The 24,137-nt window shown below is 53.5% G+C and carries 17 protein-coding genes and 1 pseudogene; 4 read left to right on the top strand and 14 right to left on the bottom strand.

From position 1 onward, the window contains the following. Positions 1-27: 27 nt before the first annotated feature. From recD to rppH, 14 genes and pseudogenes are all read right to left on the bottom strand, one after another. A complete protein-coding gene (gene recD, locus EO763_RS05385; RefSeq protein ID WP_161528332.1) occupies positions 28-1,896 on the bottom strand; it encodes an exodeoxyribonuclease V subunit alpha in 1,869 nt (622 codons plus the stop codon). Further along, positions 1,893-5,474, bottom strand: coding sequence for an exodeoxyribonuclease V subunit beta (gene recB, locus EO763_RS05380; RefSeq protein WP_161528331.1), 3,582 nt, complete (start codon positions 5,472-5,474; stop codon positions 1,893-1,895). The genes recD and recB overlap by 4 nt, the downstream gene beginning before the upstream one ends. Then, on the bottom strand, positions 5,471-8,407 hold the full coding sequence (gene ptrA, locus EO763_RS05375; protein ID WP_161528330.1) for a pitrilysin: 2,937 nt from the start codon (positions 8,405-8,407) through the stop codon (positions 5,471-5,473). Before ptrA ends, recB begins: the two co-directional genes overlap by 4 nt. 96 nt (positions 8,408-8,503) lie before the next feature. Further along, positions 8,504-11,902, bottom strand: coding sequence for an exodeoxyribonuclease V subunit gamma (recC, locus tag EO763_RS05370; RefSeq protein ID WP_161528329.1), 3,399 nt, complete (start codon positions 11,900-11,902; stop codon positions 8,504-8,506). A gap of 56 nt (positions 11,903-11,958) precedes the next feature. Further along, entirely contained in the window at positions 11,959-12,354 is a 396-nt protein-coding gene (locus EO763_RS05365) for a prepilin-type N-terminal cleavage/methylation domain-containing protein (protein WP_161530343.1), read from the bottom strand. Further along, positions 12,341-12,796, bottom strand: a complete 456-nt coding sequence (locus tag EO763_RS05360) for a YgdB family protein (RefSeq protein ID WP_208851985.1) — start codon at positions 12,794-12,796, stop codon at positions 12,341-12,343. Before EO763_RS05360 ends, EO763_RS05365 begins: the two co-directional genes overlap by 14 nt. After that, positions 12,793-13,404: a prepilin peptidase-dependent protein gene (locus EO763_RS05355; RefSeq protein WP_161528328.1), complete on the bottom strand. Its 612-nt coding sequence runs from the start codon at positions 13,402-13,404 to the stop codon at positions 12,793-12,795. The genes EO763_RS05360 and EO763_RS05355 overlap by 4 nt, the downstream gene beginning before the upstream one ends. Beyond that, positions 13,398-13,901 carry a prepilin peptidase-dependent protein gene (locus EO763_RS05350; protein ID WP_161528327.1) on the bottom strand — a complete coding sequence of 168 codons (504 nt, stop codon included), beginning with the start codon at positions 13,899-13,901 and terminating at the stop codon, positions 13,398-13,400. The genes EO763_RS05355 and EO763_RS05350 overlap by 7 nt, the downstream gene beginning before the upstream one ends. Positions 13,902-14,080: 179 nt before the next feature. Next, complete coding sequence (locus EO763_RS05345) at positions 14,081-14,656, bottom strand: PIN domain-containing protein (protein ID WP_161528326.1); 576 nt, start codon at positions 14,654-14,656, stop codon at positions 14,081-14,083. After that, positions 14,656-15,117 (bottom strand): helix-turn-helix domain-containing protein, encoded by a 462-nt coding sequence (locus EO763_RS05340; protein WP_039497370.1) that lies wholly within the window; start codon positions 15,115-15,117, stop codon positions 14,656-14,658. The genes EO763_RS05345 and EO763_RS05340 overlap by 1 nt, the downstream gene beginning before the upstream one ends. Before the next feature lie 222 nt (positions 15,118-15,339). Then, the gene (gene thyA, locus EO763_RS05335; RefSeq protein ID WP_010299697.1) at positions 15,340-16,134 is read right to left on the bottom strand and encodes a thymidylate synthase; all 795 of its coding nucleotides are present in this window, start codon (positions 16,132-16,134) and stop codon (positions 15,340-15,342) included. Between the two features lie 36 nt (positions 16,135-16,170). Beyond that, positions 16,171-17,037: a prolipoprotein diacylglyceryl transferase gene (gene lgt, locus EO763_RS05330; RefSeq protein ID WP_039490611.1), complete on the bottom strand. Its 867-nt coding sequence runs from the start codon at positions 17,035-17,037 to the stop codon at positions 16,171-16,173. 226 nt (positions 17,038-17,263) lie between these two features. After that, complete coding sequence (gene ptsP, locus EO763_RS05325) at positions 17,264-19,510, bottom strand: phosphoenolpyruvate--protein phosphotransferase (RefSeq protein WP_161528325.1); 2,247 nt, start codon at positions 19,508-19,510, stop codon at positions 17,264-17,266. A 12-nt stretch (positions 19,511-19,522) separates the two neighbouring features. Next, positions 19,523-20,055: pseudogene (gene rppH, locus EO763_RS05320) on the bottom strand (RNA pyrophosphohydrolase). A gap of 696 nt (positions 20,056-20,751) precedes the next feature. On the opposite strand from rppH, the gene mutH reads away from it, so the two are divergent. The 4 genes from mutH (at position 20,752) to EO763_RS05300 (ending at position 24,102) form a co-directional block, all read left to right on the top strand. Then, positions 20,752-21,447 carry a DNA mismatch repair endonuclease MutH gene (mutH, locus tag EO763_RS05315; RefSeq protein ID WP_010282867.1) on the top strand — a complete coding sequence of 232 codons (696 nt, stop codon included), beginning with the start codon at positions 20,752-20,754 and terminating at the stop codon, positions 21,445-21,447. 276 nt (positions 21,448-21,723) lie between these two features. Continuing rightward, entirely contained in the window at positions 21,724-22,440 is a 717-nt protein-coding gene (locus tag EO763_RS05310) for a TerC family protein (protein ID WP_010299690.1), read from the top strand. Between the two features lie 173 nt (positions 22,441-22,613). Further along, entirely contained in the window at positions 22,614-22,832 is a 219-nt protein-coding gene (locus EO763_RS05305; protein WP_208852005.1) for a YgdI/YgdR family lipoprotein, read from the top strand. Between the two features lie 208 nt (positions 22,833-23,040). Next, the gene (locus EO763_RS05300) at positions 23,041-24,102 is read left to right on the top strand and encodes an NADP(H)-dependent aldo-keto reductase (RefSeq protein WP_161528323.1); all 1,062 of its coding nucleotides are present in this window, start codon (positions 23,041-23,043) and stop codon (positions 24,100-24,102) included. The last annotated feature ends 35 nt before the right edge of the window (positions 24,103-24,137 follow it).

Genomic DNA, 24,137 nt, shown 5'->3' with positions numbered 1-24,137 from the left:
GTCATTCCCTAACTGAATGACGTCTTACTAGCAGAAGCGCGCGCCATTAATAAATACGCTAATCCTCTCTCCCAAGCCGCTATAGCGCTGCGTTGGCGTTTTCACCGCCCGGCAGAGAATGCGGACATCGGTATAGAGTGACAAACGCTGGCGCGCACGCGTGATAGCGGTATACACCAGCTCTCGCGTCAACACCGGTAAATAGTGGTTCGGCAGCACCAGCGCCGTATGATCGAACTCCGATCCCTGCGATTTATGCACCGTCATCGCATAGGCCGTGTCATGCGGCGGCAGACGGCTTGGCGTAACGTCTTTGGTTTCGCCATTCGGCAAGGGGAAAAATACGCGCAGCTCCCCGCTTTCCCCTATCATGGCGATACCGATGTCACCATTGAACAGACCCAATGCGGCATCGTTACGTTCAATCATGACCGGCCGGCCGGGATACCAGCGGTTAAGCGGATTACGACTGCGCTGAATCAGCCCTGCCTGATGCAAAGCCTGCTCGATGCGCTGATTCAGTCCTGCTACGCCAAACGGCCCTTCACGCAACGCACACAGTTGGCGATAACGCTGGAAAGCAAGCAGCACGGCATCTGGCGTTGCACCCGCCGCAACAAGCTGTAGATAATCACGATACCCTTCGACACACCGTGCCAGCATGGCCTGATACTCTTCAGCCTCGGTTAACGGGCTACACGTGATGTCAGCAAACTCACCGTTCAGCACGGCACGCACGCGAGCATCATCACCGCCGTTGACCGCCAGCGCCAGTTGTCCAATACCGGAATGCGGATCGAAACGGTAGCTCCGGCGTAACAGACAAATACTGTCACTGACCGTCGACGGCCCTTCAGGGCCGTTTTCATCCAGCGAACAGCCCGTCAGGCGTTGCAACTGTTGCGCTCGCGCACGGCTATAGCCAGCTTCGGCAAAACGACAGATGTCACCTAACACCGCCCCCGCCTCGACGGACGCCAGTTGATCGCGGTCGCCCAGAAAGATAATTCTGGCGTGTGGCGGAAGCGCGGCAATCACATTCGCCATCATCGGCAGATCGACCATCGATGCCTCATCCACAATCAGCACATCCAAATGCAGCGGGTTGTCCTGATGGTGACGCAGGCGCTGGCTGTCTGTCACCGCCCCCAAAAGGCGATGCAGCGTTGTCGCTTCCTGCGGAAACGCTTCCCGCAACCGAGGATCCACCACCAGACGGTGCAGGGCCTGCCCCAGCGACTCCGTGAGCCGCGCAGCCGCTTTCCCGGTCGGCGCAGCCAGTTGAATACGTAACGCGTCTCCCGTATTCAGCTCAATCAGCGCCGCTAACAACTTAGCCACCGTCGTGGTTTTCCCCGTTCCCGGCCCGCCAGAAATAACCGCAATGCGGCGCGTCAACGCGACAGCCGCGGCCACCTTCTGCCAGTTAATCTCTTCGTCCGTGTCAGGAAACAACCGATCCAAAACCGCTCGAATTGCAGGTTCATCGACGGGGATCGTATCGCGCTCGCTGGCGATAAACCGCGCCACGCGGCCTTCACTCTGCCAGTTGCGCTGTAAATACAGCTTTTCTCCTTGCAACACCAGCGGCGTCGGCTGGCTGCCGTCGCTGACAGCATCGGACGCCAGTAAACGCGGCTGCCATGCGGCAACCGTGTTTAGTCCTGTCCCCGCAAGCAACTGTTGCGCCAGTTCAGACTCACGGCCATCAAACAGCGTCTGCGCCTGCAAGTTCTCCAGCGGTAAACACACATGCCCCGCCCCCGAGTGCGCACTCAGGCAGGCGGCAGCCAACAGCAGATCGGGCTGCGTCTCATCCGCCAGCATTCTGGCGAACTGAACATCCAGCGGGCGCAGCAACCGCCGCGCCAGTGCCGTTTCAAGTAACGCAATCATGAGGGAATTCCTGTATCAGCATCGTCAGGTGTCTTTCCCTTAAAAAGCGCATCCAGCCCAAAAACAAATTCAGCCGAGGGGCGAAAAGTAAAGATGCCATTGCCGGGATTCGACGCTTCAACGCCGCGTAAAAACAGATAAAACACCCCGCCAAAATGGCGCTCATAGTCATAATCCGCAATGCGATGACGTAGATAGCGGTGCAAAGCCAGCGTGTAGAGCTGGTATTGCAGGTCGTAGCGGTGTTCGGCCATCGACTGCATCATGGCCGTTTGGGTGTACGCGCTGGCATCAGGGCCGAGCCAGTTGGATTTATAGTCCAGCAGGTAATAGCGCCCTTCCCAGCGGAACACCAGATCGATAAACCCTTTCAGCATGCCTTTCACCTGCTGAAAAGAGAGCGTCGGACACCGCGCGGATAGCGGATCGTGATGCTTTGCCAACCGATCGAGCTGCGCCGCCTGTATTGGTGCGTCAATCGGTATGTAGAACTGTAATTCGGCCTGTTTATCGGCGTTATCCAGCGCTGACAGCATAATCCCTTGATCGTTAAGCGACGTATGCAACAGCGTATCCATCCACGTCTTCAATACAGGATGCCAGTGCGCTTCAAATCCCTGTAGCTGCAACTGCTCAGCCAGCCAGTCATCCTCAACGGGCTGAGTGAAATCCAGCGTTTCAAACAGGCTATGCAAAAACGTTCCCGGACTCGCGCCACGTGGAAACGTATGCGGTGTCAGTTGGGTTTCATCCGCTTCCTGACGCTCGCCTATCGCTTCGATATCCAGACGCGGCACCAGATCCTGTGCGCTTGCAGAACCATGTTGCTGAAGCCCCGAATAGCTGGTTACTCGCCAGCCGTCGCGTAGTTGGCGTTCAATGTGACGAGCCCGCAGCTCGGCCAATTCTGGTCTATCTGGCTGCCAACGCTGTTCTTCCGTTGCCTGTAGCGGTGTTAATGCGACACCGTCGCCAACCATGCCTTCCAGCTCGCTGACTAACGTTGCTGCCTCGGCCTCTTTGCCACGTTGGAGTAAATAGCCCAGCGCGCTCTGGTGCATATCGCTGCTGCCGTCTTTCTTACGCGATCGCTGAACGGGGGCGACGCCCACGCTACAGTGATAGATAGAACGGGTCAGCGCGACATACAGCAAACGTAAATCTTCCGCCAGCCGCTCTTCTTCCGCCAGCGTCTGACTTTCTTCATTATTTTGCAGATCCAACACGGCCTGATAGCTCTCGCGATCGTGATAAACGCCCTGATCCTGCACGCGGAAGTTACTGATGAAAGGCAGCCATACCAGCGGGTATTCGAGTCCTTTCGACTTGTGGATCGTCACGATCTGTACCAAATGACGATCGCTTTCCAAACGTAGCTGCTGATTCTCTGCCTGCGGATTAGGTTGAACAATTTGTTGTGATAGCCAGCGCACCAGCGCATGTTCGCTATCAAGCGTTGCCGAAGCATCCTGCAATAATTCACCGATGTGCAAAATATCGGTAATCCGGCGTTCGCCCTCCGCACTCGCCAGCAGGTTCTCCGCCAACTGATGTTGACTCATCAACGCCCGCAGCATCGGCAACACGCCGCGCTGACGCCACAGAGCACGGTAGCCCGCAAATTCATCCACCAGTGCATCCCATGCGGCTTCGCTTTGCCCTAATGCATCAACCTGTTCGGCATCCAGTCCCATCAAGGCCGTCGCCATAGCACTGCGTAACGTGCGCTCCTGTTCCGGTGCCAGCACCGCCTGCAACAGCCACAACATATCGCTGGCTTCCGGCGTGCTGAATACGCTGTCGCGATTTGACAGATACACCGAAGGAATGGACAAACGGCTCAGCGCGTCACGAATCAGCGAAGCTTCACGTCGGCTACGCACCAGCACGCTCATGTCAGATGCCCTGACCAAACGGCGAGAATCGTCGGTGATCAGCCAGGCTTCGTTACGCTGGCTGGCTGCCAGCCAGTCACGAATCTGCGCCGCACACTGACGCGCCATCCGCTGCTGATAATCCCCTACGCCAATCGGTTCTGAACCCGTTAGCCAGAATTGCAGCGCAGGCTGAGGCTGCCCCGCGACCTCAAACACCAAACCGCGCTTAGATTCAGCCGGCTTGACTGGCAGAAAAGGGATGTTTTGGAAAATAAAAGGATTTTCCAGTCGTTCAAACAAGCGGTTAACGCCGCGTACCATCTGGTGTGACGAGCGCCAGTTCGTGCCCAGCGTATACTGTGCAGCCACCTCTCCGCGTGCGTGCATATAGGTAAAAATATCCGCACCGCGAAACGCATAAATAGCCTGCTTAGGGTCACCGATCAGCAGCAGCCCACACTGCGACTGCCCGACGTACAGCGTTCGGAAAATACGGTACTGCTGGGGGTCGGTATCCTGAAACTCATCGATCATCGCCACCGGATAGCGTTCGCGAATGGCGCTGGCAAGCTGTTCCCCACCCGGCTGTTGCAACGCAACATCCAGACGGCTCAGCAGATCGTCAAATCCCAGTTCTGCACGCTGCCGTTTTTCCTCACGCACCGACTCCCGGATCGCCGACAGCGCACGGACAATGACTACATCACGCAGCGACAGCGGCGCTTCAAGCAGCCGTTCGGTCTCCTCAAAGAGGGCATGAACAGGCGGCTCGCCTTTCTTCGTTTTCTCTATTAGCGTTTGCTGGGCAAATCTCACCAGATCTTTCGGCAGTTGATAATCCAGCGTTGGCTGCTCTGCCCACAGCGTAACTTTCTGTAGCCAGTTGGGAAGATGCTTACTGCTGTAGCTGCGTTTATCGACACCAGAAGCGCTAATCAACGCTTCCAGATCCGCTGCTGACGCCAGCCAGCGTTGTTTGTACGCGTCGATCGTCACCACGATCTTCTCATGTCGACTCAGCAGCGTTTCATCTTCTTCTGGCGGCAAGCGGAACGCAGGCGCTTCACCATGTAGATAAGGAGCCAGATCGGCCAGCAGGCTTTCCGGCCCTTTCCACTCCAGACCGACAATCCGTGCAACTTCTACCGGCAGCGGATAACAATAACGACGCCAGAAATCGGCGCAGGCCTGACGGCGCAGCGGCTGTTCATCTTCTATCAGCACCTGTTCAAAAAGCACGCCGGATTCAAACGCATTGGTACTGAGCATACGCTGGCAGAAGCCATGGATCGTGTAGATCGCCGCTTCGTCCATTTGTCGTTCGGCCGCCAGTAAGACATCCGCCGCATCGCGGTGGTCCGAAATCTCCGCCAGCAACTGCCCTAGCGAAGTATCTTTAGGCTTCTCCGCCTCTTCACCCTGCGCGCTTTTACGCAGGCAGGCGATGCGCAAAGCGTGGATTCTGGCACGAATACGCTCCCGCAGTTCTTCGGTCGCGGCCTCCGTAAAGGTCACAACCAGAATTTCCTCGACCAGCAGCGGACGTGGATACGCGGCTTGCTTGCCCAGCCCTAGCAACAGACGCAGGTAAAGCGCAGCCAGCGTATAGGTTTTTCCCGTTCCGGCCGACGCCTCAATCAACCGCTCCCCCAGGAGCGGCAACGTCATGACGTCTAATGATTGCGGCGCGGCATTTTTCATTCTGCTGAAACCTTACCGACAGCTTCCGATGCTGCTGGCGCAGGGATCATCGTGGGCGCTTTCTCACGCGGTAACGTTTTCTGCAATGAAGACGCATCCGCGTAGGTATGCCATCCTTTCGGTGCGGCATAGTCGGCTTTACCATGATGGCTACCGGAAACCTGCGACAGAATAGCCAGGCCTTCAGGCTTCAGCGCCTGCTGGAAGAAGTCTGCCAGTTGCGCCACCGTCAGCGGTTTGATTTGTTCGAGCAGTTTCTCGCGTGAATCAAAAGCGAAGTTTTCCTGATCCAGATCGCGACGCAGTCGGCTGGCCTCTTCGCCCAATGTTTGCGGGCGCTGGCTCAGTTCATTCATCACGCCTTGCTTATACTGCGTGAACTCTTCTTCACTCATCTCACGCAGTCGTTTTTGCGCTTTCAGGTAAAAATCTTCATAACGCTGATACAGATAAGCAGGCTGTTTGCTGTTGCTTTGCAGCAGGAAGGCGATGCCCATCTGTCGACCAACCGTCGTAGGGAAGGCAAACACCGCGTAACCCAGTTGCTCTTCCGTTCTCAGTTGGCTATAGAACCAAGGCTGAACGATCTGCCCCAGCACCGAGCTATACGCCATACTTTCCGTTTCCGAATACCCCGTCGGGACATACACTGCCGCTAACGCAGAATCCGTGCTGCTTCCCGGACGTTGCAGATTAGCAAGCTGCGGCTTACTGACTTTGACATCATCGCTGCGCGACAGATTGTCGCCACCAGCCTTCAGATGCGTTTTCAGCGTGTTTGCTAGCTCGGTGACTCGATCTGGAGTCAGATTGCCGACGACCAGCATTTCCGGTGTGGCTTTTTGCAGCAGGTCTTTGCGGTAGTTAACGACGTCCTGTAAACGGATATCCTTCAGCAGGTTACGACGTTCTGCGCGCTCAAAGTAAGGCAATTGCGATATCGCCTGAACCGGCTGTAACGCCTGTTCAAAGGCTTTTGATTTCTCTACCGCATCCAACTGCTGTATGTACCAGGATTTCGCCTGCTCCAACTGTGCTTCCGTCGAGGTAAAGGAGGCGTAGCCATCCGCCAACGTCAGCAGCAACCGTGGCAAATGCTGGGTATAGCCATTGGCGCTAATCACCAGACCATCATTGCTGCGGGTGGAGAAACTGATGCCGCCGATCGAAGCCTGATAGCTGAGTTCATCCAGCGCCAGACCTGCCAGATAATCGTTTAACGCAAACAGCACCTGATTACGGGCGGTACTGCGCGCTTCCTGATTACGCAGGAACAGCGTGATTTCTGCTTTCGGTTCATCAGCGAAGTAGTGGCTTGGCATATACAGCACGCGCAGCCCTGGCTGATTCAGCAGGAGCGTCGGTTTGGTCATCGCCTTATCGGCTTTGATCAGGGAGAAATCATCCGGGATATAGGGATTGATCGTCGGCAACGACAGTGACATTTTCTGCCCCAGCGTTTTCCATTTTGCGAATGTTGCTGACGGGATTTTATTCATCTCGTACGGCGCATCGACAAAGTAGGCCACTTTATTATGCGGCTCATTTGGGCTGATGACCCAGACGCGCGCGTTCTGCGGCGTCATCTCGTCCAGTCGTGCAGCGATAGCCTTCGGATCGTAGCGATCGGCAACATACTGGGCATCCAGCGTATGTTCGACCGGCACGCTCAGCATGGTATCAACCAACCATTCGATGTAGTCCATATCACGGCTGATGGACGGATAGCGGAAATCCAGATCCAGAACATGCGCGATCTCATCAAAATAGCGCTGCTGAATCCCTTCGGTGCGGATTTGTTGCAGGTAACGGAATATGGCTGCAATCACGTCATCACGCTGTGCCAGACCTTTATCGGTCAGCGAGGCTGAAATAGCGAACATGCCGCCGTTACGGTCGATGATCGGCGAAGAACCTGCGCCGATAGACTCAACCAGCCCTTCCTTTTGCAACCAGTCAGAGAGCGTATTCTGGCTGCGGTTGCCGATCAGATAGCTAATGTAGGTATCCGTCTTGCTGCGAAATGCTTGGCTAATATCGCTGACGCGAAACTCAATGCGCAGCTGCTTTCTCGGCTGAGCAGGAACATAGTGAATCATTACGCCACGCTGCTTTTCCGTCGCCACAGGAACGGTAACCGCAGGGATGCTGGCATTGTGATTGGGAATGCGCCCGAATGTGTCGACCGCCAGCGTCGCCAGTTCAGGCAGAGGTTGATTACTGTAAATCACCCCTTTCATCAGGTTGGCTGAGTAGTATTTCTGATAGAACTTCACCAGCTCATCATGCAGTTTACTGTCGGGTTTATCGCTCAGGGTTTCAAGATTGCCCCCCGAAAAACGCGCGCTCGGGTGCGCTGGGTTCAGCGTCTCTGCCCCCACCTGCGCCATGCGGTGACCGTCGCGCGAACGCGCCATCGTTAATTCCGCATTGACTGCGTTACGCTCGCGATCGGCATTCACCGGGTCGAGCAGCGGCTCCGCAATTGCATCCGCCATCCGATCCACGGCGGGTCGCAGCGCATCATTTTCCACTTCCAGATAAAACGCCGTGCGGTAAGACGCCGTGCTGGCATTGTGGCTACCGCCATGCTTTTTCAAAAATTCGGACAGCGCCTCTGGCTCTGGGTAACGTTTCGATCCCATCAGCACCATGTGTTCGAGGTAATGCGCTAATCCCAGTTGATTATTGGGATCGTCCAGCGAGCCAATAGGCAGCGCCAGTGATGCCAACGATTTGGGTGCCTGTGGATCGGAAACCAGCAGAACGGTCATTTCGTTATCCAGTTTGATCGCCTGATATTGCCGCGGATCTTTTTCGCTTTTTCGAATCGTCTGAGCCAGCGGCTGCCAGCCCGTCTCAGCCCAACTCGCCGGAAGCCAGAATGTGAATAAAAGAAACCACCCGGTAATCCAGACCCACTGTTTACGCATGCAATTCTCCAACCTCATATCCATCACTTTTCACGTTGCAGTGCGTTATCTTCTCGCACCTCGAAATCTATTCGGGCATCATCCAAAACAAGCCCATCAAGCCAGATTAAAGCGGAACGGTGGCAGTAGCCAGATTTGCGCCGCTTCAATCACCTCATTCATTCGCTTTTCATCCAACTCACGAATAATGCGTTGCAGGTAATAATCCTCACCTTCACCCCGCATGCCCATGTTGCCCTGCCAGGCTTGCAGTAACCGGGTGCGCGCTTTGTTCTGCGCGTCCTCATCCACCCGCAGGCTATCGCTTTCACGATCATAACATTCAGCCAGCCAGGCGCTCCCTGCTTTATTTAGCAATAACAGCGGCTTGCTCATTCCCTGACGATATCCATCAAGCATGACAGCCAGATGTTCTCTGGCGTGTGCTTCCGACAAGGCAGCAAAGCGCCACACCGTGTCTTCCCGCCCATACAGCCGGCTTTCGCCCTGCCCGCCCGTTGCACAGTAGGCCAGATGTTCCAACCACAGCGTAATGCCATCCTTCATCGAAAGTGTGCCAGGACGCCAGCGCAGCAAACCATCCGGCTGAACCTGATTCAGCCAGCCACTAACGCGCACGCCGTCAAGGAGGATATCCACTTCCCGACTCACCGACAGCGAAAGCGTTAATTCATCGCGTACACGCACAGCCAACTGCGCCATCTCCTGCTGTTGTTCCTGCCAGTAAATTTCGCCGAACGCGCCATAGGGCAGTTCACCCGCGGCTCTGGCACGGCGATACAGTTTTTCCGTATCGCCTTCATGAATCAAGGTATTAAGCAATTCGCTATTCAACTGATAGCGGTTAAGGCTATCAACTACAAAGGGCTCTTCATCCAACAGCTCATCGCTGTGCAGCATAAAACTCACGCCAAGCCGCAGTTGAAAAAAGGCTCGCACAGGATGACGATAAAAACGCTTCAGATCGTCCAGACTGACATCCCTATCACTCGCTCTTTCGGACAGCGCTTCACGATCGAAATCAGGCTGAGCTTCCCCTTTTTGGTTCGCCGCCGCCAGCCACTCTGCCGCAAAGCTCAACGGCTGAGGTGAAGACAGGAAGTTATTCGCATCAAAAGGCATCCGGCTATGTTCGCGGCAAAGGTGCTTCACCACGCGCTCCGCGCTGCTATCGATATCCAGCGCTTCATCACCCGGCAGGACGTAACTTTGTGCAATATATTCCGTCAGTTCGCTGACCAATACGGAAGGATAGCGACGCGTATTATCCTGGATCGAGCGCCCGATATAGCTGATATAGAGTTTGTGCTGCGCCGACAGGAGCGCCTCAAGAAACAGATAGCGGTCATCGTCACGTCGGCTACGATCGCCGCGCTTGATTTTCCGCCCCATCAGATCGAACCCGAGTGGCGGCAGCGTTCGGGGATAAATACCGTCATTCATACCCAACAAACACACGACCTTGAACGGGATGGAACGCATGGGCATCAGCGTACAAAAGTTGATCGAACCGGCCAGAAAACGCTGGCTGAGTCGCTCCTGATCGAGACGCCGCGACAGTTCATCACGTAACCGGGATATCGGTACCTGTTGCGGATAATGCGCCATCGTGCCCATACCAATTACGTACTGCCACTGTTTTTCCACCAATGCCAGCGCCGCTTCGGTCTCGCTGTCAGCATCAAAGAAGGTTTCGATCAGCTCTCGACACAGCGGTAACCAGTCAACAAGCACACGTGGCTGGGACAGACGCTGACGCCAATGGTGGATCTGCATCAGCAGTTCGGCCAGTTGACCAGCCAGTTCGGCAATCAGGCCGCTGGATTCATCGTAAGGCAGTACGCCCTGCCAGTCGCCGACCTGGCTGTCCATCGCATAGCCCAGCAGCATTCTCGTGAGACCGAAACGCCACGTATGTTGCCCCGTTGGCGGCAGCATCAGATCGCGCACGTTGTCGTCATCCAATCCCCAGCGCACGCCTGATTCCACAACCCACAGGCGCAGACGCCGTAGCCCTTCTTCCTGAATACCAAAACGTGCAGCCAGCGCGGGCACTTCAAGCAACGCCAGAACCTGTTCTGCCGTAAAACGGCTCGTTGGTAAATCCAGCAGGCTGATTACCGCCTGCAATGCGGGATGCGCATGTCGCGCACGCTGATCGGAGATGGCAAAAGGCAGATAGCGGTTATCCGGCGCATTACCAAACACCGCCTGAATAAACGGCGTATAGCTGTCGATATCCGCCATCATCACAATAACGTCGCGCGGCATCAGCTCAGGATCGTCGGCCATCATGGCCAGCAGACGATCGTGAAGCACTTCAACCTCACGCTGCGGACTATGGCAGGCGTGAAAATCAATCGAACGATCGTCGAGAGCCAGCAGGCGTTTTTGCATGCTGGTGTTCTGCGTGTCGTGGCTGACGGCCACCACCGCGTGGTCTTCCAGCTCAAGAATGTCGCGCTGCAAGGTTTGCAGCAGGTTTTCACCATCCGACTCAACAAAGGCGTCGATTTCCTGCACGCTATCCAACTCAGCCAGCAGATAAAGGTTATCGCGCCCCAGCTTTCCCCACGATGCCAACAGCGGATTATTAACCGACTGTTTACCATCGTCGTTGAACAACGTTTCTGCCAGTAAGGGATCGCGAAATAACGCGCGGGTTTCATCAGTCTGCTCGCCGCCAAAGCGATGTAGGCGACGGTGGCGGGCTTTTAGCTTCGCCAGAAATTTATAATCCTGAATGTCACTCCAGTAATGGCGACAGGGATTGGTAAATAGCAGATGCACATCAATATGCTGCGCCAGCGCGTTCAACGCCTGTAAATAGATAGGGGGTAACGCCGAAATGCCGCAGATAAAAACGCGTGGCGGCAAGTCTTTCGGGCACGATTTTGCCTGCTCTAGCGCATTGATAAAGCGCTGATACAGAATCGCATGGTGCCATTCGGGCTGCGCCAGTTCGCGAGTGTAGTCAACCAACGCACGCCACAGCGCCGATTGCCACAGTTGGTTGCCACCGAGACCGTCAACCTGTTTCCCTTCTTGCCATGCCTTGATCCACTCAGGACGATAAATCAGATATTGATCGAAAAGATCCGCTACGCGTCCGGCAAGCTGATGCAGCTTGCGCTGGTTATCGTCATCCTGCAAATAGTGGTTAAGGGCCGCAAAATCAGGCTGTGCCAACAAATCGGGCAGCAAATGCATGAGCTTCCACGTCATCACATCCTTGCTGAAAGCGCTTTCTTTTGGAATATCCGGCAGCACGTGGCGACACATATTCCACAAAAAAACACCGGGCAGCGGGAATTGAATATTGGCAGCAATGCCGAAATGTCCAGCCAGTTCAATTTGCAGCCACTGCGCCATCCCCGGGCTTTGCACCAAAATCACTTCCTGCTGGAAGGGATCTGCAAGCGGCTGACGTTTTATCAGCTCAACCATCAGTCTTTTCAAGATATCCAACTGATTGGAGTGATAGATTCTAAACATTCTGGCTCCTGCTACCGCTGCTTACGATTGATCATTCATGGTTTACCCAAGTATGCCTACCCAACAGGCGATGACAGGCAAAACCAACGGTTTAGTGTAGCCTGATAGCGGCGTGGCGTCATGACTCTTGCCGTTACCTGACGGCATTCTGCATTCTGTCGCTGCTCCGATACACTAAACTGCCAATTTTTACTCGCAAGAGACGCAATATTATCCAGATCGGACGGGTGATACGGCATATCCGCTTCATAGGCCTCCAACTGTTGCATCGCAAACCGCCAAGCCTGACGCTGCTGCAACTGGTGCTGAAATGACTGCTGCAAAATCTGGTGATATTGCAGTAGCCCCATCAGCGACACGGCGAACAGCAGTGCCGCCACCAGCGTCTCCGGCAGGCTGAAACCAGATTGACGACTCCTGAGCCTGCTGTTCATTGCGCTACTCCGTTGCATCACAGCGTGCGACATCTTTATCTGGGCAAAAGTCTAACCAGCCGTTGCCCAATGGTTGAATCGCAATCTGGCCCGACGACAGTCCCGAAAAGGACACGCGTTGGTAGAGTCTCAACGGTCGCGCCGAAGTGGGAAGAGCCCCTTCGCCACGCAGTAATCCTTGTTCCCCATCCGAGGCCGCACGCAGGCATACCACAAGCTGTTCTGCCGACAACTGCTGACACTGCCAGCTTTCCGTTAACGTGGCCCAACGCTGCCCTCTTCCCCAGTTCAGCGAGGACAATGCCTGATTGAACGCTCGCAGATAGTGTCGCTCATCGTTCCCCACCTGAATGGCAGTATCAAGCTGGCGTTGCAAACCGGACATCAACAGCAGGCCGATAATGGCGATGAGCAGCACCATAGCCAGTGTTCCACTTCCCTCCTGATGTCCTTTTTTCATTGGTTACGACCAAGAATAAGTCGAGTGGTATGCTGCTGAACGGCAGGACGTTTGGCCCAATAACCGGCCAGTTGTAATTCATACAACGCCGCATTATTTTTCGCAGACAGACGCTGTAACCGGAACACCGTGAGTACCACCTCCTGCGGATCAAACAGCTTCTCCCACCTGTCGCCCTGACAGTTATGCGCTCCGCTCTGAATTTCCAATGACCGACCGCGCAGACGATAGCCAAAAGACTCGGCATCCTGCTGTTCCCCACCATCCCAAACCCCATTTCGGTTCAGATCGTAAGAAACATTCAGACAGCTGTTTTCTGCCTCTCCTGGATAACTCCCCAGGCTGATCGCCTTTCCCTGACAGGTTCCCGCACAAAAACCTGCCCGACGGATGTCTTTCTCAATTCCCATTGCGACCTGACTGAAGAGCTGCTCCAGCCGGAAAAGCTGTGCGCTGTCCTGACTTTGACTACGCAGCAGAGGGTACAACTGTGCCGCCGACAGCATAATCAGGCTACCTAAGCTCAGCGCTAACAGGATTTCCGGCAGAGTGAAGCCGCGCTGCTTACCCCTCAGCCTTCGTTGCCTCCACACGATCTGTTTCAGCATAGGGGAATCGCCAGAACAGCCTGCGACTCGCTGCACAGACGCAGGCGTCCTCTCACCGAGATGATGAGGCGTAGCTGACCCGCAGAATTCGACAACGAGATGTGTCCAGCCTGTGCCGCGTTACGCAAGCCAAAGAACGTAAAAACGTTGCTTGTGAACTTTGCCAACACCACATCCTGCGTGCGGCGAACGAACTGTCCCGGATGGTTCTCACGGCACGAATCCTCTGCCTGCTTTTCATTCTGCCCTGCCACCATGCACCATAATTCTCCCTGCGGTATGAGCTTCGCTGTGCGGGTTTCGTTATGCCAGTAGGCATTCGCCTGAACCCGACTCAAAAAGTCCAGCAGTTGCTGGGCACTCTGCTCCAGACGAATTGCCTGCTGATACTGAATCCAGCCATGCAGGCCGCCACCCGCCATTAGCGCCACAATCGTCAGCACCACCAATAATTCAAGCAAGGTAAACCCTCGCCGTTGTCGATTATCTGTTTTCATGGCGTCAGGATAATGAGTCTTATCAGTAAAAACAGCGTGTTAACGACGTTATACGCGGCGACTCGCAATGTTTTACTGCAACGATGTAACAACAAAAAAAGCGTGCGGGGGGATGAGGAAAGTACAATGAAAAAACGGCGCCAGCCTGTATGGAAGACGCCGTCTGGTAGGGTAGGTCGTTAAATCAGCGATCGATACGCGTCCAGTTCTTTTACCGTCATTGGTAACCCCTGACGCAGGAGACAATCCAGATATTCGTCTACATCAAACGGAGGCTTTCTGAAGGCAGTGCGCGAAGTGCGAACAGCTTTAAGCACCAGAGCAGAATTGAGATCAAATAAATCGGCAATGAATTCGTCTGGATGCATGGCTTCCACTCCAAATTCCAAAAGTGCCGTTGCAGGAAAGTCTTTCAGATTCGCAGTGACGATAACTTCTGCATTAGCGCGTATCGCCGCTGCCAATACATGTCGATCATCCGCATCAGGTAAAACCAGAGCAGAGATAAGTTGCTCGTATCCAGTCACATTGGCATCAGGTAATGCCTTATTCATCAGATGCTCAATATTTCTGAGCTTATCTATCGTTACGTCAGCGTTATTTAGCAACAAATTTCGCTGCCACTCTTCCTGAATTTTTGCCGTCCATTTTGGCTGATATAACCCCGTTAAACCAAGATGCATGAGCAAATCCCGTAGCAAAGATGGATAGATTACACATGCATCAAGTACGACGGGATAAGGTGAATGATTCATTAGTAAAACCCGAGCTCCTGACTTCGATCTGTCAGCTCCTGCATGGCTTGCATACTTTCATTTTCACGCTGTTCTTTGTATTGCATCAAATCAGCAAAAAGCACGCGGCGATGACGACCTGTTTTATGGAAAGGAAGATGCCCTTCTTCCAAAAGCTTCACCATATGTGGCCGTGAAACATTCAGAATATTTGCCGCTTCTTGTGTCGTTAACTCAGCTTGCACAGGGACAATCTGGACAGCGTTGCCCGCAGCCAGTTCGCCAAGGATGCTCATCAGAAGCGTGAGTGCCGAGGTAGGCAACTCGATCCGATGGGCAATGTCATGCGCATCCTGAATCGAAATTTCCTGTGTTTCCAGCTTCGTAGACAGGTAGGTTGCAAGCTGCCTTTGTCCACGGATAGCGGCCTCCATTTCTTTTGGAGCCGGAAGGCTCAAACTATTTAGAGGAGTATTTTTCATCAAGTATTCCAGCGTTCTTCAGTTTGTTAGTTCGTTACAGAGTAGCGATATCAGCTCCAAGGGCTAACATCGTTAAAAATAATGATAATCGAAATAAACGAAAATCGCAATATTCGAAACGATTAATTCTCACTCAGGGCCGATTCAGGAAGCAACAGGCGCACAGCGCGAAGAGAAATAAAAAAGGCCGCATTACGCGGCCCTGAAAAACATGGGAGAGGCTTAGATCGCAACCGGTGCTTTGATGGCGGGATGCGGATCGTATCCCTCAATTTCAAAGTCCTCGAAGCGATAGTCGAACAGCGTATCCGGGCGGCGCTTAATCACCAGTTTAGGCAGCGCGCGCGGTTCACGGCTCAACTGTAAATTCGTCTGTTCCAGATGGTTGTTGTACAGATGCGTGTCGCCACCGGTCCAAACGAAATCACCAACGTCGAGATCGCACTGCTGCGCCACCATATGCACCAGCAGCGCATAGCTGGCGATGTTGAACGGCAGGCCGAGGAAGATATCGCACGAGCGCTGATAAAGCTGGCAAGAGAGTTTGCCATCCGCCACGTAGAACTGGAAAAACGCATGGCACGGTGCCAGCGCCATTTTGTCCAGCTCACCCACGTTCCAGGCAGACACGATAATACGGCGAGAATCTGGATCCTGTCTCAACTGGGTCAGGACATTCTTCAACTGGTCGATCTCACGACCGTCTGCGGCTCCCCATGAACGCCACTGTTTACCGTAAACCGGCCCCAAATTACCGTTCTCATCCGCCCATTCGTCCCAAATACTGACTTTGTTTTCATGCAGATAAGCAACATTGGTATCGCCATTCAGGAACCAGAGCAGTTCATGGATAATCGAACGCAGGTGGCATTTTTTGGTGGTAACCAGCGGAAACCCGTCCTGCAAGTTGAAACGCATCTGATGGCCGAAAATAGAACGCGTGCCCGTGCCAGTGCGGTCGGCTTTCGGCGTGCCTTCTTCAAGCACTTTCTTCATCAGATCCAGATACTGTTTCATACTACCTCACCACAAAAATTAAAGAAGGACAGCGGATTATTGCTGTGCAGGCTGACGGCGATAGGCCCAGACCATCATCAGAATACCGGCGATCACCATCGGCAGTGACAGGATTTGTCCCATGCTGAACAGGTCGCCGAACAGCCCCAGTTGCGCATCCGGCTGACGGAAGAATTCGGTAATAATTCGGAACGTACCGTAACCAATCAGGAAAAGTCCCGAGACGCTGCCCATCGGCCGAGATTTACGGATAAAGAGATTCAGAATGATAAACAGTGCCACACCTTCCAGCATCATTTGATACAGTTGGGAAGGATGACGCGGCAGCATGCCATACTGATTGAAAATCGCCTGCCACTGCGGGTTGCTGACGGCCAGCATCATATCTTCGCCACGCGAGCCAGGAAACAGCATCGCCCACGGTGTATCCGTCGTCACGCGTCCCCACAGTTCGCCGTTGATGAAATTGCCCAACCGGCCTGCACCAAGCCCGAAAGGAATCAAAGGAGCAATAAAATCAGCAACCTGGAAGAAATGGCGTTTAGTGCGATGAGCGAACCACAGCATGACGCAGATCACGCCCATTAAGCCGCCGTGGAACGACATGCCACCGTCCCAGACTTTGAAAAGGTAGAGCGGGTTTTCAAGAAATGACGGGAAGGCATAAAACAGGACATAGCCCAGACGCCCGCCGACGAAGACCCCAAGGAACCCCATATACAGCAGGTTTTCGACTTCATCTTTGGTCCAACCGCTACCCGGTTTATTCGCCCGACGCACCGCTAACCACATGGCAAATACAAAACCCACCAGATACATCAGCCCATACCAGTGCAGCGCCAACGGGCCAATTGAGAAAATCACTGGATCAAACTGAGGAAACGCCAGATAGCTTGTCGTCATCATTCACCACATATTTTATTGTGTTATCCCTGCTTTCGGGATCGTCATTGATAGGCAAAAGGCAGGAGAATGAATCCGTTCCTGCGAACCGCGGTGGCGAATCATAGCATACGCACCCGCGCTCGTTGCTTGCTGAGGGGAAAAGTTCTGTAAAACATTGAGTCGTTGTTAAACATTTACTCGCAATGACATCTTGATGTATCCGCCACTATCGCACCGCGACGAATTAGCGCCCACCGCGAATCAAGCCGCCCAATCCGCGCTCTTCCATGAAAATCGCCGCCCACTGTCGGACTTCCGTCGCGCTCTGTGCATTCAGCAATTGCTTCACCAACGCCTGCGATTCAGTCAGCGTAATTTGGCGCAGCAGATATTTAATTCGCGCCACGCTACGTCCGTTCATGCTGAACGAGCGATAGCCCAGCCCGGTCAGCAGCAGTGCGCCAAGCGCTTCTCCCGCCATTTCGCCGCACACGGAAAGCGGAATGTTATGCCGCTCGCACTCGACGGCGATCATATTCAACGCGTGCAACATAGAAGGGTGCAGGCTGTCATAAAGCGATGCCACGTGAGCGTTGTTACGATCTACTGCCAGCAAATACTGCGTCAGATCGTTGGTGCCAACCGAAACAAAATCGATGCGAGAAGCCAGATGGGGGAGCAGGAACAGCATCGACGGGACTTCAATCATGATCCCAATTCGCGGCTTGGGCTGCGGGAAGCCCAATAACTCTTCCACTTCGCCTGCGGCCTGATCGATCAGGCGACGCGCTTCGCTGATTTCATCCAGACTGCTGATCATCGGCAGCAGGATGTTGAGGTTGCCACTATGCGCGTTGGCACGCAGCATGGCGCGCACCTGAATCAGAAAGATTTCAGGCTGATCGAGCGTAATACGAATGCCGCGCCAGCCGAGACACGGGTTCTCTTCGCTGATAGGCAGATAAGGCAGCGGCTTATCTGCGCCGATATCCAACGTGCGCAACATCACAGGGCGCGTAGGATAAAGCGCCAACATACTTTGATATTGCGCCATCTGCTCATCTTCGGACGGAAAGCCGCTTTGTAGCATAAAGGGAATTTCCGTGCGGTACAGCCCCACGCCATCGACCTGATTGATAAAGCTTTTTTCGTGTTCAGCGCTGAGCCCTGCATTTAGCATGACCTGAATGCGCTCACCGCTTTTCAGCACGGCAGGCTGCTCCATTTCGCCTTCGGCCAGGCGGGTCAGCTCGTTTTCTTCCGTCAGCAGGCGCTGATATTCCTGTACCAACACCGGTTCAGGATCGACCAGCAGCTCGCCGCGATAGCCGTCAATGATCAGCAGGCGCTGATGCAGCATGTCAGGCTGAATGTCCGCCCCCACCAGCGTCGGAATGCCCATCGCTCGGACGAGAATCGCCGCATGCGAATTGGCAGCGCCGTCATACACGACAACACCGGCCAACCGATCCGGCGGCAGTTCCGCCAGCAACGTTGCTGTTAATTCGTCCGCTACGAGGATAAAGCGCTCAGGCCATTGCCCCATGATTTGCGCGTTATCGTCGAGATGAAACAGCAGCCGTTGCCCCAACGCGCGCAGATCGCTGGCACGCTCGCGTAAGTAGGTGTCCTGCAAATTGGTGAACTGCGCGGCAAAGCGCTCGATCACCAGCTTTACGGCCCACTCAGCGGCATTGCCCGCATCCACTTCCTGAAAGAGTTCTCGCTTGAGCCGCGCATCATTCAGCAAGTGCGAATACAAATCGAAAATCGCCGCGCTCTCTTTCTGCGCGCTGGCGCTAAACCGCTTGCTGAAGCGACGGAATTCCGCCGTGGCCTCTTCCAACGCCTGCGTTAAACGGGAGCGCTCACGCTCGCTGTCCAGACTCGACGCGGGGAAAACCTGTTCCAGAGAAGGCTGGGTACAATCCTGCCAGCCGGGGGCAATCGCCACCCCCGGTGCAGCCACTAGCGCCTTAACGCGCGTCTGGCGGTATTGACCGAAGAGCGTTTTTATCTGCGAAAGGGAAAGAATAGCGGCCATCTGCGTGGCCAGCGTCACCATGAACGATTCTTCGTTTTTATCAAACTGACGATGTTCACGCTGCTGCACCACCAGTACGCCCAGCAGGTGGCGACGGTAGATAATGGGAACGCCAAGAAAAGAGCGGAAATGTTGCTCTTTCACGGCGGGGATATATTTGAAACTGGGGTGTGCGCGAGCATCGGCCAGATTGATGGGCTCAGCACGTTGACCGACCAACCCGACAATACCTTGCCCAAACGCCAGCGTAACCGTGCGCCCGCGCGGTTTTTTCAACCCGCGCGTTGCCATCAGGTAATAACATTGACGATCGTGATCGGCCAGATAAATGGAACAGACTTCCGTGTCCATAGCCTGACAGGTCTCATTGACCAGAATGTCCAGCGCATCACTAAGTCGGGCCGTTGCCGCAACGTTTTCGACAATTTCTCGCAAGCGCGTGAGCATAATGTGCCTGAATTACCCTCTTTTTCGCCGAGGACCGGATGGGGTAACCACCCGAGCCGCAACACTCTCCTGAAGCAGTATCACCGGGTTGATAAATTCCTTCATCACGCGACGATACACATCTCGCTTAAAAGAGACGACCTGACGTACCGGATACCAGTAACTCACCCAGCGCCAGCCATCAAATTCCGGCGTGCCGCTGCTCTGCATATTGATATCCGACTCATTACACATCAACTGTAGCAAAAACCATTTCTGCTTTTGGCCGATACAGACCGGTTTTGTATCCCAACGCACCAAACGCTTTGGTAATTTATAGCGTAACCAGTTACGGGTAGATGCCAATACGCGCACATCCTTTTTTCTTAACCCGACTTCTTCAAACAGTTCGCGGTACATCGCCTGCTCAGCACTTTCACCGGGGTTAATCCCCCCTGCGGAAACTGCCAGGAGTGCTGACCATAGCGCCGGGCCCACATCACCTGCCCCTGCCGATTACAAATTACAATACCAACGTTTGGGCGGTAGCCATCATCATCGATCACCGGACTACCTCGATAAACATCAATGCAAAGATGACCTGATTGTTTCACACTCCCGTCAGGCGGTAAACCACTGCTTAGAAAGCATGTGATTCGAATAAAAGTAAGATAACCCACAGATAAGATCAAAGTTATAAACATGTGAAGACCAGAATCTGCAATTTATTCACTTTTTCTGTGGACATCTTTGTGCAGAACCCATGAAGAAGTGAGTAAAACTCATTTTTCATGAAGAAAAAATATTACTGCGAATTAAAAAATAGTGCTTTTTATTCATAAAATTACAAACCCTTTTACTTGAAATGGCGAAGCCTTATCTTTTGTTCAAATGGCATACAACGCAAGATTGGCGAAAGATCGCACTACGCCGACTTTATCCACAGGGAATGCCTCAAAGTCAGGCAATAAATAGGCAAAAACAGCAAAAAGGCCAGGCGTCAAGGCTGTAAATCGAACCAGTAATTCATGTTTATGTGGGTTATCCAAGAAATCTGTGGATAACCTAGTGTAAGATCCTGTTTATTGTCGGTGGCTATACGTGCACAGTTTGCAAAACGATTCTAAGTGATCGCCATCACACTAAAAAAAAGCGCTACGAATCATGCTATTATTGTTTTTCTCCACAGTCTTGCAGGCTGTGCATTGGTACCCTCCACTTATTGTATTTTTTTTGAGCGGAAAAATATCGGGCTATACGCTATGAATTCACCCACGGTTCACACGACTGCGCCGCCAAGTGAGCACACGTTGCTGGAGCGCGCGCAATCCCTCGCAGGTTATAATCTCGCGGAATTAGCGGACATCGCTCGCCTGCCCCTTCCCGCCAACCTGAAACGTGATAAAGGCTGGATTGGTATCTTGCTGGAGCGTTTTCTGGGTGCAAGTGCAGGCAGCAAGCCCGAGCAGGATTTCCCCGACATCGGTGTTGAGCTAAAAACCATTCCTATTGATGAACAGGGCAAACCACTGGAAACCACGTTCGTCTGCGTCGCACCGTTGACAGGCAACAGCGGCGTCACGTGGGAAAGCAGCCACGTACGACACAAGCTCGCTCGGGTACTGTGGATTCCGGTGGAAGGCTCGCGGCACATTCCGCTGGGGGAACGCCGTATTGGCACGCCGCTGATCTGGAGCCCCAATGAAGAGGAAGAGGAACAGCTGCGCTGCGATTGGGAAGAGTTGATGGACCTGATCGTGCTTGGCCGGGTAGAAAGTATCACCGCCCGACATGGAGAAGTGCTGCAACTGCGCCCCAAAGCGGCAAATAGCCGGGCATTAACCGAAGCGATTGGCGAATTTGGTCAACCAATTCTGACCTTACCGCGCGGGTTCTACCTGAAAAAAACCTTCACCGCACCGCTATTGGCTCGCCACTTTATGCAGCTCAGTAGCTGAGTTTCATTAGCGCGATGTTCTATTAGCAGTATGCTTCATCGTACACTAGCCTTATACGCCGCACGCTATTACGCAACAATCGTGCGACAAGGGAGTCGATCTGGGAAAGCCTGACGCCGAGCCAGAGTAAAAAACCAGAGCAAAAGGGATGCCAGCACACGGCTGCAATGCGAAGCATGACGAGTATATTTTCACGGCATCATACTTTCGCTTGCCTACGCCCCGAGCTGGCAGAGTATAATATCGTTTACGTTTCGTTTAAGGTGTATTGATATAATGTTTGATTGGATTGTTGATCCGAACGCATGGTTAGCATTGGGAACACTGACTATTCTGGAAATCGTTCTTGGGATCGATAACATTATCTTCCTGTCTCTGGTTGTCGCCAAACTGCCTAAAGCCCAGCAAAATAAAGCTCGCCGTATCGGGTTGATGGGTGCAATGTTAATGCGTTTGGGACTGCTCGCTTCTATTGCCTGGGTCATGCGTCTGACCGACCCACTGTTTACCGTCGCAGGCAATGAAATTTCCACACGCGATCTGATCCTGTTCTTCGGGGGACTCTTCCTGATCTGGAAATCGAGTATGGAAATTCACGAAACCGTCGAAGGCGGTTCAGAAGACCATACTTCTAAGGTGTACTCTTTCTTTGGCGCGATTGTGCAGATCATGATGCTGGATATCATCTTCAGCCTGGATTCAGTTATCACCGCCGTCGGCCTGTCTGACCATCTGTTTATTATGATGGCAGCGGTTATTATCGCCGTTCTCGTGATGATGTTCTCTGCGCGCCCTATCGGCGAGTTTGTCGAACGTCACCCGTCCGTCAAAATGCTGGCCTTGTCGTTCCTGATTCTGGTCGGGTTCACCCTAATTCTGGAAAGCTTCGACGTTCACGTACCGAAAGGCTACATCTACTTCGCCATGTTCTTCTCGATGTCCGTCGAGGCGTTGAACCTGCTGCGCAGTAAAAAAGAAAAAGCAGCGCACTGATCGTCACATAACAAGCGCTGACGATAAAGGCGCACTAATCAGGCGGCGACCCGCCGCCTGATTACACAACATTAATTCCCTCCAAACACATTTTTTCCATTATTCCTACGTTATCCCCCGCAACCATTTGCTAGACTCACTTTAAGATTTTGCATTTATTAACGGGTAATATGATGAAAGTACGGATGAAAATGGCAATCACACTGGCGTTATTATTCATTCTGGCGGGCTGTTCAAGTGACTACGTGATGGCGACAAAAGAGGGGAAAATGCTCCTGACGCAGGGAAAACCCGTGCTGGATAAAGATACCGGGCTGCTCAGCTATACCGATGAGCAAGGTAATCAGAAACAAATCAACAGCGATCAAGTCTCCCAGATCATACAGCGTTAACGGTAACGTCAGCCTGATATTTCCCCCCTCGAACGACGCTCTTCGGCAAAATCCTGCTGAAGAGCAACAGAAGAGACTTCCCCACTCGCCACGGCTTCGTTTATAGTCGAATTCAGGTGTGTCTTCCCAAACTCATTTGGAATCGCAGCAAATCATGCGGAAATGACGGGAAATACGCCTGCTATTTTCAGACATAAGGAAGCTGGCAATGCAATATCACCGTATTCCCCATAGTTCTTTAGAAGTGAGCGTGCTGGGTCTTGGTACGATGACCTTTGGCGAACAGAACAACGAAGCAGACGCTCATGCTCAGTTAGATCACGCCATTGCCGCAGGTGTTAACCTGATTGACACAGCAGAAATGTACGCCGTTCCTCCGCGCCCAGAAACACAGGGGCTAACCGAGAGCTATATCGGTTCCTGGCTGAAATCCCGTGGCGGACGTGAAAAGTTGATTGTGGCCAGTAAAGTCTCCGGCCCCGTGCGCGGAAACGATCACAGCATTCGGCCACAGCAGGCGCTGGACAGAAAAAACATCCGTGCTGCGTTGGATGCCAGCCTGCAACGCCTGAACACCGACTATATCGATCTCTATCAGTTGCATTGGCCACAGCGCCAGACCAACTGCTTTGGCAAGCTGAACTATCAATATACTGATGACAAACCGCAATATACCGATGACAAACCGGTAGTGACGCTGCTGGAAACGCTGGAAGCGCTGAATGAGCAAGTGCGTGCCGGTAAGATCCGCTACGTCGGTGTCTCGAACGAAACCCCATGGGGCGTGATGCGCTATCTGCATCTGGCGGAAAAACATGACCTGCCGCGTATCGTGTCGATTCAGAACCCCTACAGCCTGCTGAACCGCAGCTTTGAAGTCGGCTTAGCGGAAATCAGCCAGCATGAAGGCGTGGAACTTCTCGCCTATTCGTCACTGGCGTTCGGTACGCTGACGGGTAAATACCTGAATGGCGCGAAACCTGCCGATGCACGTAACACGTTGTTTAGCCGCTTCACCCGTTATACCGGCCCACAGGCTCAGGCAGCGGTTGCCGAGTACGTGGCGCTGGCGCAAAAGCACGGTCTGAATCCGGCGCAAATGGCATTAGCGTTTGTGCGTCAGCAGCCGTTCGTCGCCAGCACGCTGCTAGGCGCGACGACGCTGGAACAGCTGCAAATCAACCTCGACAGCCAGAACCTGACGCTGGACGGCGAGATTCTTGACGAGTTGGAAGCGATCCACCGTCGCTTCACGTTCCCAGCACCGTAAACGCAAGAAAACCGAGCATCACCTAATGCTCGGTT

The organism is Pectobacterium odoriferum, from assembly GCF_009931295.1.
Lineage (GTDB): Bacteria > Pseudomonadota > Gammaproteobacteria > Enterobacterales > Enterobacteriaceae > Pectobacterium > Pectobacterium odoriferum.
The sequence above is the reverse complement of the archived record's forward strand: the minus strand, read 5'-3'. Positions and strand labels throughout refer to the sequence as shown.